At 66.5% G+C, this 12846-nt stretch carries 15 protein-coding genes and 1 tRNA gene; 9 read left to right on the forward strand and 7 right to left on the reverse strand.

From position 1 onward, the window contains the following. Positions 1 to 6: 6 nt before the first annotated feature. Together CH296_RS18815 and CH296_RS18820 are read right to left on the reverse strand one after the other, a co-directional pair. Positions 7 to 2055: an ATP-dependent DNA helicase gene (locus CH296_RS18815; RefSeq protein WP_032394664.1), complete on the reverse strand. Its 2049-nt coding sequence runs from the start codon at positions 2053 to 2055 to the stop codon at positions 7 to 9. A gap of 50 nt (positions 2056 to 2105) precedes the next feature. Then, positions 2106 to 3455 carry a nicotinate phosphoribosyltransferase gene (locus CH296_RS18820; RefSeq protein ID WP_045194510.1) on the reverse strand — a complete coding sequence of 450 codons (1350 nt, stop codon included), beginning with the start codon at positions 3453 to 3455 and terminating at the stop codon, positions 2106 to 2108. Between the two features lie 58 nt (positions 3456 to 3513). Here CH296_RS18820 and clpS point away from each other — a divergent pair, with 58 nt between their 5' ends. The 8 genes from clpS (at position 3514) to CH296_RS18860 (ending at position 9369) form a co-directional block, all read left to right on the forward strand. Next, complete coding sequence (gene clpS, locus CH296_RS18825; protein WP_176459275.1) at positions 3514 to 3873, forward strand: ATP-dependent Clp protease adapter ClpS; 360 nt, start codon at positions 3514 to 3516, stop codon at positions 3871 to 3873. A gap of 41 nt (positions 3874 to 3914) precedes the next feature. Then, positions 3915 to 4484, forward strand: coding sequence for a DUF2017 domain-containing protein (locus CH296_RS18830; RefSeq protein WP_032394662.1), 570 nt, complete (start codon positions 3915 to 3917; stop codon positions 4482 to 4484). Positions 4485 to 4493: 9 nt separating this feature from the next. Next, the gene (locus CH296_RS18835; protein ID WP_094685500.1) at positions 4494 to 5579 is read left to right on the forward strand and encodes a P1 family peptidase; all 1086 of its coding nucleotides are present in this window, start codon (positions 4494 to 4496) and stop codon (positions 5577 to 5579) included. 59 nt (positions 5580 to 5638) lie between these two features. After that, on the forward strand, positions 5639 to 6268 hold the full coding sequence (locus tag CH296_RS18840) for a rhomboid family intramembrane serine protease (protein ID WP_094685509.1): 630 nt from the start codon (positions 5639 to 5641) through the stop codon (positions 6266 to 6268). Positions 6269 to 6380: 112 nt separating this feature from the next. Then, positions 6381 to 7139 (forward strand): cyclic nucleotide-degrading phosphodiesterase, encoded by a 759-nt coding sequence (locus CH296_RS18845; protein WP_179277772.1) that lies wholly within the window; start codon positions 6381 to 6383, stop codon positions 7137 to 7139. A gap of 21 nt (positions 7140 to 7160) precedes the next feature. Next, the gene (gene rph / locus CH296_RS18850) at positions 7161 to 7946 is read left to right on the forward strand and encodes a ribonuclease PH (protein ID WP_045194515.1); all 786 of its coding nucleotides are present in this window, start codon (positions 7161 to 7163) and stop codon (positions 7944 to 7946) included. Further along, positions 7939 to 8553, forward strand: a complete 615-nt coding sequence (gene rdgB / locus CH296_RS18855) for an RdgB/HAM1 family non-canonical purine NTP pyrophosphatase (protein ID WP_094631379.1) — start codon at positions 7939 to 7941, stop codon at positions 8551 to 8553. Before rph ends, rdgB begins: the two co-directional genes overlap by 8 nt. A gap of 9 nt (positions 8554 to 8562) precedes the next feature. Then, a complete protein-coding gene (locus tag CH296_RS18860; protein ID WP_094631394.1) occupies positions 8563 to 9369 on the forward strand; it encodes a triacylglycerol lipase in 807 nt (268 codons plus the stop codon). Between the two features lie 2 nt (positions 9370 to 9371). Here the strand turns inward: CH296_RS18860 and CH296_RS18865 are convergent, their stop codons facing one another. The 4 genes from CH296_RS18865 to CH296_RS18880 form a co-directional block, all read right to left on the reverse strand. Next, positions 9372 to 9725 carry a DUF3817 domain-containing protein gene (locus tag CH296_RS18865; RefSeq protein ID WP_032394657.1) on the reverse strand — a complete coding sequence of 118 codons (354 nt, stop codon included), beginning with the start codon at positions 9723 to 9725 and terminating at the stop codon, positions 9372 to 9374. Next, entirely contained in the window at positions 9722 to 10123 is a 402-nt protein-coding gene (locus CH296_RS18870; RefSeq protein WP_032394656.1) for a glucitol operon activator, read from the reverse strand. Before CH296_RS18870 ends, CH296_RS18865 begins: the two co-directional genes overlap by 4 nt. 89 nt (positions 10124 to 10212) lie before the next feature. Further along, entirely contained in the window at positions 10213 to 10872 is a 660-nt protein-coding gene (locus CH296_RS18875) for a maleylpyruvate isomerase family mycothiol-dependent enzyme (RefSeq protein ID WP_094685511.1), read from the reverse strand. 65 nt (positions 10873 to 10937) lie between these two features. Continuing rightward, positions 10938 to 11019: transfer RNA gene (locus CH296_RS18880), tRNA-Leu, on the reverse strand. A gap of 93 nt (positions 11020 to 11112) precedes the next feature. On the opposite strand from CH296_RS18880, the gene CH296_RS18885 reads away from it, so the two are divergent. Beyond that, on the forward strand, positions 11113 to 11904 hold the full coding sequence (locus CH296_RS18885; protein ID WP_094647406.1) for a TetR/AcrR family transcriptional regulator: 792 nt from the start codon (positions 11113 to 11115) through the stop codon (positions 11902 to 11904). On the opposite strand, the gene CH296_RS18890 is transcribed toward CH296_RS18885, so the two are convergent. After that, positions 11871 to 12602 (reverse strand): hypothetical protein, encoded by a 732-nt coding sequence (locus CH296_RS18890; protein WP_094647407.1) that lies wholly within the window; start codon positions 12600 to 12602, stop codon positions 11871 to 11873. The genes CH296_RS18885 and CH296_RS18890 overlap by 34 nt on opposite strands. Positions 12603 to 12846: the final 244 nt, after the last annotated feature.

Genomic DNA, 12846 nt, shown 5'->3' on the forward strand with positions numbered 1-12846 from the left:
GGCGCGTTACTTTCCGGCCAGCCGGGTGAGCGCCTTGCGCACTACCTCCGGATCCGAGGTCTCCCAGAACGGCGGCAGCGAGGCGCGTAGGTAGCCGCCGTAGCGGGCAGTGGCAAGTCGTGAATCGAGAACGGCGACAACACCTTTGTCGTCGACGCTGCGGAGCAGTCGGCCGACGCCCTGCGCCAGGAGCAGGGCTGCGTGGTTGGCGGCGACCGCGAGAAAGCCGTTGCCGCCCCGGGATTCGACGGCCTGCTGCCGGGCGACCAACAGCGGATCGTCGGGCCGCGGGAACGGAATGCGGTCCAGGATCACCAGGCTCAGCGATGGGCCGGGGACGTCGACGCCCTGCCACAGCGACAGCGTCCCGAACAGGGAAGTGGCCTCGTCGTCGGCGAACTTCTGGACCAGTGCGCCGGTGGAGTCGTCGCCCTGGCACAGAATCGGGGTGTCGAGGCGCTCGCGCATCTCCTCGGCGGCGGCTTTCGCGGCCCGCATGGACGAGAAGAGTCCGAGCGTGCGACCACCGGCGGCGCTGACCAGCGACTCGATCTCGTCCAGAGAGGACTTCGAGAGGCCGTCGCGTCCGGGCGGAGACAGATGCTTGGCGATGTACATGATGCCTGCCCGGGCATGGTCGAACGGCGAGCCGACGTCGAGCGAATTCCACCGGATCGACCCGGTGTCGGACGGCGGTTCCACACCCGACGCCATCGCGGTGTCACTGCGCGAGGGCTTCTCTGCAGGCAGGCCCCAATTGACGGCCAACCCGTCGAACGATCCGCCGACGGTCAAGGTCGCCGAGGTGAGCACCACGGTGGACTCGGCGAACAGGCGAGCCCGCAGCAGTCCGCCCACCGACAGCGGCGCGATACGGACCGTGCGTTTGACGTTGCCGCGAAAGTCGTCGACGGCATGCCAGACGACGTCCTTGCGCTTGGCCGGATCTGGTTCGTCGAACGCCGTGAGGACACGAACCGCGCTGTCGTGAACCTCGTCGACCGCGACCAGAGCCGCGCTACGAGCCGCGGCAGCCTCGGGATCGCTCGCTGCCATGCCCTGCTTGTTGGGGCCGATCGCGGTGCGCACTGCCCAGGCGGCATCACGAATCGAAGCCAGTGCTGGGCCGACGCCGTCGGGTAGGGACTGCCACCGGCTCGGCGGAAGCTCGTCCAGAATCGCGGCCCAGTTCTCGGCGGCACCCTCGAGCTGATCGACCGTCTCCTCTTCGATCAACTTGGCGCTCCGCCGAGCCGCGGCGGTGACGGTTGCGGCCGACAGCTCCTCCGTGGCCACACCGGTCACCCGGTCGACCAGTTCGTGGGCCTCGTCGACGACCACGACGTCGTGCTCGGGCAGGATCTGGATTCCGGTGATCGCGTCGATCGCGAGCAGCGCGTGATTGGTCACCACGACGTCGACCTGGGCGGCCTCGGTGCGGGCGCGTTCGGCGAAGCAGTCCTCGCCGACGGGGCAGCGGGACTTGCCCAGGCATTCGCGGGCGGTGACGCTGACCTGCCGCCAGGCCTGATCGCTGACCCCGGGCACGACGTCGTCGCGGTCGCCGGTCTCGGTCTCGGACGACCACTTGGTCAGCCGTACCACCTCGCGGCCCATGCGTGAGACGGCGAAGGGGTCGAACAGTTCCGCATCCGGGGCCTCCTGCGCAGCACCGGTGTGGATCTTGTTCATGCACAGATAATTGTTGCGGCCCTTGAGGATTGCGAATTTCGGTCGACGGCCGACAGCCTCGGTCAGGGCGTCGGACAGGCGCGGGAGATCGCGGTCGACCAGCTGCCGTTGCAGTGCGATGGTGGCCGTGGAGACGATGACGGTCCTGCCCGATTCCACAGCGTGCCGGATGCTGGGAACGAGATAGGCAAGAGACTTGCCGGTTCCGGTGCCTGCCTGCACCGCCAGATGCTCACCGGTGTCGATCGAGTGCGCCACCGCCGAGGCCATCGTCAGCTGATTGCTGCGCTCCTTGCCGCCGAGCGAGTGCACCGCGACCTGCAGGAGAGCGGGAACGGTTGGCAACTCGGTCTTCGACGGCACCGAAGCAGACTACTGCCGATCGCCCACTCGCTTCGGTACCGACACCGCTGTCACCCCTCGACGAAGCGGGTGGGTATGGCCGGTTCGCCCTGAGACAGTTTCAGACCCTCCCATGGGAGGCTGACGAGGCGTCGGGCCAGCAGGTCACGGCCGTCGGCGAGCGTGGGGAGGTCGGCGACTCGTTCTCCGCCGCGGACCAACGGCGTGGTCAACGTCTCCACCGTCAGATCGCTCTCGACGGTCGGCGGAGCGTCGAACGGGTGGACGATCTCCTCGACTGCGGTGCCGGTGCTCCGCGCGGTGCGCAGCGCCGCTTTGGTACCGCCGCGCGATTCCTTGTGACTGCTGCGCTTGGCGACGGGGATTCCGTCGACGGTGACCAGTTTGTAGACCATGCCCGCAGTCGGGGCACCGGAACCGGTCACCAGAGACGTTCCGACGCCGTAGGAGTCGACCGGCTCGGCCCGCAGCGCGGCGATGGCGTACTCGTCGAGGTCGCCCGAGACGACGATCCTGGTCTTCGGCGCTCCCAGGGCGTCCAGTTGGTCGCGGACCTGGCGCGCGAGCACGCCGAGGTCGCCGGAGTCGATGCGCACACCGCCGAGTTCGGGTCCGGCGACCTCGATGGCGTTGGCGACACCCTGGGTGATGTCGTAGGTGTCGACGAGCAGGGTGGTGGCCACTCCGAGAGCGCGTATCTGAGCCGCGAATGCGGACCGTTCGTCGGGGCCGTCGGCGGTGGTGTGCAGCAATGTGAAGGCATGCGCCGACGTGCCCGCGCCTGGAACGCCGTGCCTGCGGACGGCTTCGAGGTTGGACGTCGCAGTGAATCCCGCGAGGTACGCCGCGCGCGAGGCGGCGACGGCGGCTTCCTCGTGGGTGCGACGCGATCCCATCTCGATGATCGGACGGGACTTCGCGGACGCCACCATCCGTGCTGCCGCGGATGCGATCGCACTGTCGTGATTGAGGATGGAGAGCACGAGCGTTTCGAGGACGACGCACTCGGCGAAGGTGCCGCGAACGGTCAGAACGGGAGAGCCCGGGAAGTACAGCTCACCCTCGCGGTAGCCGTCGATGTCGCCGGTGAAGCGGTAGTTGCGCAGCCATTCGACGGTCTCGGCGTCGAGGAATTCGGCGACGATCCGCAACTCCTCCTGGCCGAAGCGGAAACGTGCAATCGCATCGAGGATGCGTCCGGTGCCCGCGACGACTCCGTATCGGCGACCGCCGGGCAACCTGCGCGCGAACACCTCGAAGCTGCAGATTCGATCTGCGTAACCGCTGGCCAGGGCCGCCGACAGCATCGTGTACTCGTACTGATCGGTCAGCAGTGCTGTGCTGGCACCGTCGCCGGGATTCGCGTGATCTGTGGTCGCATCGTTGCTCACCTCGCCCACACTACGAGCGAAGGGGCGAGCGTGGGACGCTGGCCCGATACGCCGTACCCTGTTGGGCATGCCTTGGTTGACGGTGGATGGATCGCTTCTGCCCGTGGACGGCTTCTCGGCAGGGGACGTCGTCGCCGCGTCTCCGCAAGCGGTCCCGGCACAGACCGAGGCCGTCGCGGCCGACGAAGCGCACGACACCCCCTGGGTCACCATCGTCTGGGACGATCCGGTCAACCTGATGCACTACGTCACCTATGTGTTCCAGAAGCTGTTCGGCTACAGCAAGGCCAAGGCCACCGAGCTGATGATGCAGGTGCACTCCGAGGGCAAGGCCGTGGTGTCGAGCGGAGAGCGCGACGCGATGGAGAACGATGTTCGACGGCTGCACGCGGCCGGTCTGTGGGCCACCATGCAGCAGGACAAGTAACCAGCTCACCACCTCTTCGTCAGTGAAGGACATCAGCAACAGTGCGCACGTGGACGAGACGGAATTCGTTGTCCGGGGTCAAGATAAAATCCGAGATCGATGCGCGTGAGGCTGCCGTGCTTCGGTCTCTCGTCGGCTCGGTTCTCGGCTTGCTGCGTGACCGTTCCGCCGCCGCTCCCACCGACGAGCTCGCAGCGCTGACCGGTCTGCGGACCGGCCACAACAGTCCGCCCGAGGATGCCGCACTGGCCCGGCTGCTGCCGGACTTCCATCGCGCCGATCCCGACCGCGACGAGGAGGATCCGACCGATCTCAACGGGGCTCTCCGAGGACTTCACGAGCCCGAGATCATCGACGAGAAATTGGCTGCCGGATCGATGATCCTGGCCACTGTTCCCGAGTCGGGTGGCAAGATCGTGCTGACCCAGGAGCAGGCGGACGCATGGTTGACCGGCCTCAACGACGTGAGGCTGGCGCTCGGCACGACGCTGGGGATCAGCGCGGACACGCCCGACGTCCTCGACGAGGGTGATCCTCGCGCTCCGCATCTCGACGTGTATCACTGGCTGACCTGGATGCAGGATTCACTCGTACAGGTCCTCATTCCCTAGGACGCGCGCGTGACCGCTGCATTCCAGACACCCGGACCACGGGACAGCCTGACCGATGTGACAGGTCTGCTGGTTGGTCATCATCACGACCTCGACGACGACGCCACGATGGGGTCCGGTTCGGCGACCGGCTGCACCGTCGTACGCGCTCTCGGAGGTGCCACGGCCGCGGTCGACGTTCGCGGCGGGGGGCCGGGAACGCGCGAGACCGATCTGCTCGATCCGAGCCATTCCGTGCAGCACGTCAACGCGATTCTGCTGACCGCGGGCAGTGCCTACGGGCTGGCGGCCGCGGACGGCGTCATGCGATGGCTGGAAGAGCACGGCCAGGGCATTCCGATGGGCAGTCCCGATCATGTCGTTCCGATCGTGCCGGCCGCAGTGATCTTCGATCTTCCGGTAGGCGACTGGGCGGCGCGTCCGACGGCGGAGTTCGGTTACCTCGCTGCCGCCGCAGCAGCAACCGAATTCGAGACCGGATCGGTCGGAGCAGGAGTCGGTGCTCGCGCCGGAGTGCTCAAGGGCGGCGTCGGTACCGCCAGCACGGTGATCGAGGGTGGCCCTGCCGACGGAGTCACCGTGGCGGCACTGATGGTGGCCAATCCGGTGGGGGCCGTGTTCGATCCGCGCACGGGGCTGTTGTGGGGAACCGGCACGCTCGGGCCCGCGGCGTTCGGTATGCGCAAGCCCGATGTGAACCAGCTGTGGGCCGCGCTCGCCCTCGAACCCAAGGGCACCGCGCTCAACACCACGATCGGTGTTGTCGCCACCGATGCTGCGCTGTCGTCGGCGTCGTGCAAGAGGATCGCCGTCGCCGGTCACGACGGTCTGGCGCGTGCCGTTCGACCGGCACATTCCCCACTCGACGGCGACACGATCTTCGCCGTGTCCACCGGCACCAGACCCGTCGGCCCGGAGTCCTCGGTACCCGCCGCGTTCTCGGTGGAACTTCCGGTACTGGCCGCGGTCACCGAGGCCGCGGCGATCGTCGTCGAGCGCGCCATCGTCCGGGCCCTGCTCGACGCCACCTCGGTGGCCGGCATTCCTACGTATCGCCAGATCTTCACGACCGCGTTCGGTGGCTCGGGAGTCTGAGGGACGCGGGCCTGTCACCTCTGTTCGGTACCGTGGTGGGACCGAATTCGGAGGCGATCATGAGCGAGATCAGTAACCGTCCTGCCCAGCGTGAGCGGCCGGTCTGGATGCAGGCCGCCATGCTGGTGGGAGCATTCACGGTGCTGCTGTGGGTCATCGAGCTCATCGATGTGGCCAGCGGATCGAGACTCGAACGCAACGGTATCGAGCCGCGCTCGGTCGAGGGGTTGTGGGGCATTCTGTTCGCGCCCGTGCTGCACGACGACTGGCAGCATCTGATCGCCAACACCGTGCCCATCGTCGTACTCGGGTTTCTGGTGCTGCTGTCCGGACCGGCGCGTGGGCTGGCGGCCACCGGGGTCATCTGGGTGGTCGGTGGGTTCGGTACCTGGCTCACGGCCTCTTCGTACACCAATACGATCGGTGCCTCGATCCTGATTTTCGGCTTCATCGCCTACCTGCTCGTCCGCGGCTTCTTCACCCGCAGACTCGGCCAACTCGCGATCGGCGTCGTGGTGTTCGTCCTGTACGGCAGCGCCCTGTGGGGCATCCTTCCGAGCGAGCCGAACGTCTCGTGGCAGGGACATCTGTTCGGCGCGGTGGGCGGAGTGGTTGCCGCTCGACTGTTGTCCGCCGATGCGCGGGCCGAGCGGGCGCGGATGAAGTCGCTCGACCGGCCCACTCCGTAGGCGCTGGGTAACTACGGACACAGCTGTCGCCTACGGTGAATTTCGCCGACTCGCGCTGTGAATACTGCCCGAACGTTTCGAGCGATGCGCTCGGCGTGGCAGCATGGCTTTCATGCGAATTACCGTCCTGGGATGTTCGGGCAGTGTGTCCGGACCCGATTCGCCCGCGTCGGGCTACTTGCTGGAAGAAGAGGAGACCTCCCCGGTCGTCCTCGACTTAGGTCCCGGCATCCTCGGGGCATTGCAGCGCTACGCCGATCCGGGAGATGTGAGTGTTCTGCTCTCACATCTGCATGCCGATCACTGCCTCGACGTTCCGGGGCTGCTGGTGTGGCGGCGCTACCATCCCACTCCGCCGGAGGGACGAGCGATCGTCTACGGACCGAAGGACACGGCGTTCCGGCTCGGCGTCGCCTCGGCCGAGTGCGGTGGGCAGATCGACGACATGTCGGACACCATCGACCTGCGTCGCTGGGTGGACGGCCGCACCGTGGAGTTCGGAAAGTTGTCGATTCTGGCTCGGCAGGTGTTCCATCCGCCGGAGTCCTACGGCATGCGTGTCACCACCGCGCAAGGCCGCACGTTCGCGTACAGCGGAGACACGGGAATGTGCCAGGCGGTGCGAGAACTGGCGGACGGAGCCGACGTGTTCCTGTGCGAGGCGTCCTGGACCGACAGTCCCGAGCGGCCGGAGGGAGTGCACCTGTCCGGAACCGAGGCCGGCCGAATCGCGCGAGATGCAGGGGTGGGGGAGCTGCTGCTCACGCATATTCCGCCGTGGACCTCACGGGAGGATGTCATCGCCGAGGCGAAGGCAGAGTTCAGCGGACCGGTGCACGCGGTACTGCCAGGGGACGTCTTCACCGTCTGACGACGCGCTAGGCTTCGAGTCGTGTCCAGACGAGAAGACGGCAGGGCGGACGACGAGCTCCGCACCATCAAGATCACCCGCGGATTCACCAGCCACCCGGCAGGGTCGGTGCTGGTCGAGTTCGGCAACACCAGGGTGATGTGCACGGCCAGTGTCGAGGAGGGTGTGCCGCGCTGGCGAAAGGGATCCGGTCTCGGCTGGCTCACTGCCGAATACGCGATGCTCCCCGCTGCAACCCACACCCGTAACGGCCGCGAGTCCGTCAAGGGCAAGGTCGGCGGCCGCACCCAGGAAATCTCTCGATTGGTCGGACGCTCACTGCGAGCATGCATCGATCTCGCTGCGATCGGCGAGAACACCATCGCCCTCGACTGCGATGTACTCCAAGCCGACGGTGGTACCCGCACCGCGGCTGTGACCGGCGCGTTCGTCGCTCTCAACGACGCAGTCACCTATCTGCGCGCCGCGGGACGACTGGCCGATCCGCAGCCGATCTCGTGCATGATCGCCGCGGTCAGCGTCGGCGTCGTCGACGGCCGAGTGCGCCTCGATCTGCCCTACGAAGAAGATTCGCGCGCCGAGGTCGACATGAACGTCGTCGCCACCGACACCGGCACGCTGGTGGAAATCCAGGGAACCGGGGAGGGCGCGACGTTCCCGCGCACCACACTCGACAAGTTGCTCGACTCCGCGTTCGTCGGTATCGAGAAATTGTTCGAGGTGCAGAAGGAAGCCTTGGCGTTGCCGTATCCCGGCGAACTGCCCGAGCCTGCAGCCGCGGAATCGAAGAAGAAGTTCGGTGCCTGAGTCGAAGCTTCTGGTAGCGAGCCGGAACGCGAAGAAATTGCGCGAACTCCGGCGGGTGCTCGACGCCGCCGGAGTGGCCGGAATCGAACTGGTGGGCCTGGACGAGGTGCCGCCGTTCCCGGAGGCTCCCGAGACCGGAGCGACCTTCGAGGAGAATGCGCTCGCCAAGGCGCGTGACGGCGCGGCGGCCACCGGAATGCCTTGTGTGGCAGACGATTCCGGGATCGAGATCGATGCCCTGAACGCGATGCCCGGGGTGCTCTCGGCGCGCTGGTCCGGTACGCACGGGCAGGACGAGGCCAACACCGCACTGGTTCTGGCGCAGTTGAGTGACACCCCGGACGAGCGTCGCGGAGCCGCATTCGTCTCGGCGTGTGCCCTGGTGATTCCGGGCGGCACCGAGACGGTGGTCCGGGGCGAATGGCGCGGGGTAGTGGGCCGAGAGCCAATGGGGGAGAACGGCTTCGGCTACGACCCCATCTTCGTGCCCGAGGGCGACGGCCGCAGCGCCGCGCAGCTGAGCCCGGAAGAGAAGGACGCCGCCTCGCATCGTGGTCGCGCGCTTCGCATGCTCGTTCCGAGCCTCGGCGAGCTGGCGAGGCGGTAGCTCGTGGCGATGCGAACCGTTTCGATGCGGACGTCGGTTGTGTTCGCCGCCGCAGCCGCACTGTGCCTGGCGGGCACCCCGGCCGACGCGGCACCCGCAGCCGGCTCCTTCGCCGAGGCTCTCGCCTATTCGATCGCGCATCCTGGCGTGACGCCTCCGGGCGCGAACGATTTCTCGTGTGTTCCGAGTGCGCAGCATCCCGAGCCGGTGGTGCTGGTGCACGGATTCCTGGAGAATTCCTACGACAACTGGGCATCGCTGTCGCCGACGCTGGCCGAGGCCGGATACTGCGTGTTCGCCATCGACTACGGCAACACCGGGCCGGTTCGGGCGTTCGGTGCGCTCGAACCCATTCCCGAGAGTGCCGCGGAACTGTCGATGTTCGTCGATTCCGTACTGGAGGCGACGGGCGCGCAGAAGGTGTCGATCGTGGGGCACTCGAAGGGCGGCACCGTGCCGCGCTACTACGCCCGCTTCCTCGGCGGAGATCGAACGGTGGCACGGATCGTGGCGTTGTCTCCACCGAACCACCCGACGGCGGGCCCGCCGACGCAGGACGACGTGCTCGAGCGTCTGAACGAGGGCAGCGACACCGTCTCGGGTATCGACTACACCACCATCGTCACCCGGTACGACCAGATCGTCGTTCCGTACACGGCCTCGCTGCTCAGCGGCGCGGGAAACACCAACGTGGTGTTGCAGGACCTGTGCCCGGCCAACGTCGTCGAGCACACGGGAATCTCGTACGATCCGCTGGCTCAGCGGCTGGTGCAGAACGCATTGGATCCGGAGAACGCGCAGCCGGTCGACTGCTGACGTCAGACGCCGAAGTCGGCTTTGACCTGCTTGGTGCGCTTGTGCTCGACGTAGAAGGACAGGAACGGGATGGTCCCGGCGAGCAGTGTGCCGATCGTGCGGGCGGCGGGCCACCGCACCTTGATGGCGAGATCCACCGTGAGCACGAGGTACACGAGGTAGACCCAACCGTGCACGACGGCAATCCAATTGGGCACGTTCTCGACCTTGAAAACGTACTTGGCGACCATCTCGGTCACGAGAACGAGCAGCCAGATTCCCGTGGCGTAGGCCAGAACGCGATAGCGCAGCAACGCGGAAGCGATCTTCTGGGTCTTGTTCGCAGACGCCTGCGTCTTGTCCGGTGCCGAACTCACGTGGTGCTCCTGTCGGTCCCGCGGGATTCGTTCAGCTCCGCGAGGTAGCTGTTGTATTCGAGCAGTTGCCTGGCTTCGGGATCGTCGAGGTCCCTGGCGTCGGCCGCCGGGGCCTGCCGCTGGGGGAGCAGGTCGAGGGGCACCTCGGTGGGTCCGTCGGGCCGCACTGCCGCCGCCTCGTCGGAGTCCTCGTCCTCGAGGCGGACGAACTTGCGGTAGGCGTAGACCACGAACACTGCGAACAGGGGCCATTGGAACGCGTATCCGAGGTTCTGACCGTTGCCGCCTACTGCCTCGAAGCGTTCCCACTGCCACCAGCCGAGTCCCAGGCAAACCGCCGCGGACACGATGACCAGCGCAATCAATGCTGGCCGACGGTTCGGGCGGGAAGAAGTCACCCTTCGACGGTACCGGAGGTACTACTACTGGAGGTAGTCGCGTGCTGCGGCCCGGCGGTGATTCTCACCATGGACGGCTCGGATGCGACTCATGCCCGACGACGGTTGGCCCGTGCCTGGGCGAGTTGCTCGGCCCCGGGCCCGGCCACGTCGGCGAGCGCGCTGCTCCGTCCGGTCAGAACCAGTGCCAGGGTGCCGGCCGTTCCTTCGATGACCGGGCCCTCGCCTCGGCTCCAGTCGAGATCGGTCGCGCGCCATTGCATCCGAAGTTCGGGGCCTTTGAACGGTGCCGCGCCGGTTGCGGGTACCAGGGAGTCGAGCATGGTGATCATGCGTTGCTCGGGGACGTGGTGTTCGATGCCCAGCGGCCTGCACACGTCGAGTCCGTGCACGATGACGTCGGACAAGGGGGCAAGCGGACCGTGGCCGGGCGGGGTGAATTTCTTGTCTGCGTGAGCGGTGAGCAAGGCGGGCAAGTCGTCCTCGTGCTCGCGACGAACGCGCGTGGTCATCAGTTGATTGGCGCGGTCGAAGTTGCCGCGCGTACGCACCATGACCAGTCCGAACTGCCAGAGCGGGACGATCAGCGGCACCACCAGATGGGCGGCGACGTCGCGGACCGTCCAGGCCTCGCACAGCGAGGGTGTGTCCCATTGTTCGGGAGTGAGAGTCTCGAGAGTCGTTGCGAGAGAACGTCGTTCGTCGGAAATCTCGGCGAAGATCGCGTCGTCGTCGGGGTTGCTGGACATTCGAGCCGCCTTCACACGTCGGAACCTGCAGAAGTCTCGAGAAAATCCGGGTCGAACGACCGTCGTGCGCGAGGGGGGACTTGAACCCCCACGTCCGAAGACACTGGAACCTAAATCCAGCGCGTCTGCCAATTCCGCCACTCGCGCGTGCCGATGAAGTCTACAACCTGGGCGGTCACCGTCGCCGGTGCGGGCGAACGTTGCAGGTGTACACCGTACGGCGCCCGCTACACTCGGCGAGTGGCATCGAAAAAGGACGTCCCCTTCGACCCGGCCCGGACCCTCGGGCTGCTGTGGCGAGTCGACGCCAAGCCGAGTCGCACCGGACTGAGCGTGGATGCGATCGTCGACGCCGCCATCGAACTGGCCGATGCGAACGGCCTCGAGTCGGTATCGATGCGGAACGTGGCCGAGCATCTCGGGGTCGGCGCGATGTCGCTCTACACGCATGTGCCGGGTCGGGAGGACCTGGCCGACCTGATGATCGATCGAGCGCTTGCAGGTCTCTACTCTCGCGTCGACGAGCCGTCCTCCGTAGCCGGCGGATGGCGTCCCGCGATGCACTTCGTCGCCGAGCGCAATTGGACTCTTTACCAACGGCATTCGTGGCTCCTCGAAGCGGAGGGTGCACGCCCCGTGCTCGGTCCGCACACCAACGACAAATACGAGGCCGAGTTGCGTCCCCTGGTCGGCATCGGCCTGAGCGACGTCGAGATCGACTCCGTTCTCACGCTGGTACTCACTCACGTCTCCGGAACCGCGCGAGCCCTCGCCGGCGTGGCGCGTGTCAAGGAACAGTCGGGCATGTCCGACGCCCAGTGGTGGGCGGCTACCGCGCCGATCCTCGAACGGGTCATGGAGCGCGAACGATTTCCGGTGTCGTCTCGGGTCGGGACGGCCGCGGCGACGTCGTACGACGCCGCCAGCGACCCCGTGCACGCCTACCGGTTCGGGTTGGAGTGCATTCTCGACGGCGTGGAGGCACTGGTGTCTCGCGGTCAGGATGCCGATCGCAGTTCCGCTTCGGAGTGACGCTGCTTCGGCTTGCGTGATTTGTGCTGGTATCGCCACACGGCATGCTCGAGCGAGGCGAGATCGGTGCCGAGTGCGTTCGCTGCCGCTGTGAGGATCACGGGGGAGCGGTCCTCGGCGATTCCGGCGGCGAGGTTCCGGTGGAGGGGTTCGAGAGCGTCGGCGACGAACGAGTTCGAATGGGCGGTCGCCTTGTCGGTACGCACGCCGAGATTGACGAGCATGCACTCCCAGGTGGTCTCGCCGAGACCGGGGATCGCGCGGAACGCCTCGAATTGTTCTTTCGTGTGCTGCTCGAAGTCGGTCGAACAGCTCAACCCCACCGAGATCAACGTCTGTGCCGCTACGGCTGCAGCAGCTGCCTTGGTTCGACTGTTTCCCGGAACCAGTTGACGGTTGGACAGAATCTCCACGGGTAGATCCGGAGTAGTGGTCAGTTCGGCGAGGGTTGTCAAGTCGTCGAGTCGGTTATCGCCGCGATGCGATCTCCATCGTTGGACCACCGCGCGGACCCCGCTGGTCGGGCTCCCGTACGGAGCCCGTGCGGAGAAGATCGCATCCAGCAACGCCGCCTCGCTCTCGCCGCGCCATCCCGGTGTCCAATGCGGCGAACGCGATTGCGGCACATGCGATTCGATGTGCAGAATCATCGCGTCGAGTTCGTCCACGGTGCAGATGTCCGTTACCGATGAATACATGAATTCCCCCCGGAGTTCGTCGACCGCTCTCGGCGATGAGCGGCTCGTTCGCACAAGGTAGAGGACCGCACCGACAAGGTCGCGTGGCGCTCGTCTGTGCTCGAGATCACATCACGAAAAGATAACGAAAAATGCGAGGCTTTCCTCATGTTCTGACGTCGCGCCCGGTGCTCTCGCCAGCGTGGATGTGGGTTACCGACGAGTCGGGTAAACAAAAAGTAAAGCCGGTTCGAGCGACGTACTC

This window comes from Rhodococcus sp. 14-2496-1d (assembly GCF_002259365.1).
In the GTDB taxonomy this organism is placed as follows: Bacteria; Actinomycetota; Actinomycetes; order Mycobacteriales; family Mycobacteriaceae; genus Rhodococcoides.

Excerpts from the sequence above, each read along its gene's own strand:
- CH296_RS18890 (WP_094647407.1), bottom strand. The coding sequence starts at position 12,602 with ATGTATTCATCGGTAACGGACATCTGCACCGTGGACGAACTCGACGCG.
- CH296_RS18845 (WP_179277772.1), top strand. The coding sequence starts at position 6,381 with ATGCGAATTACCGTCCTGGGATGTTCGGGCAGTGTGTCCGGACCCGAT.
- CH296_RS18840 (WP_094685509.1), top strand. The coding sequence starts at position 5,639 with ATGAGCGAGATCAGTAACCGTCCTGCCCAGCGTGAGCGGCCGGTCTGG.
- CH296_RS18875 (WP_094685511.1), bottom strand. The coding sequence starts at position 10,872 with ATGTCCAGCAACCCCGACGACGACGCGATCTTCGCCGAGATTTCCGAC.
- clpS (WP_176459275.1), top strand. The coding sequence starts at position 3,514 with ATGCCTTGGTTGACGGTGGATGGATCGCTTCTGCCCGTGGACGGCTTC.
- CH296_RS18860 (WP_094631394.1), top strand. The coding sequence starts at position 8,563 with ATGCGAACCGTTTCGATGCGGACGTCGGTTGTGTTCGCCGCCGCAGCC.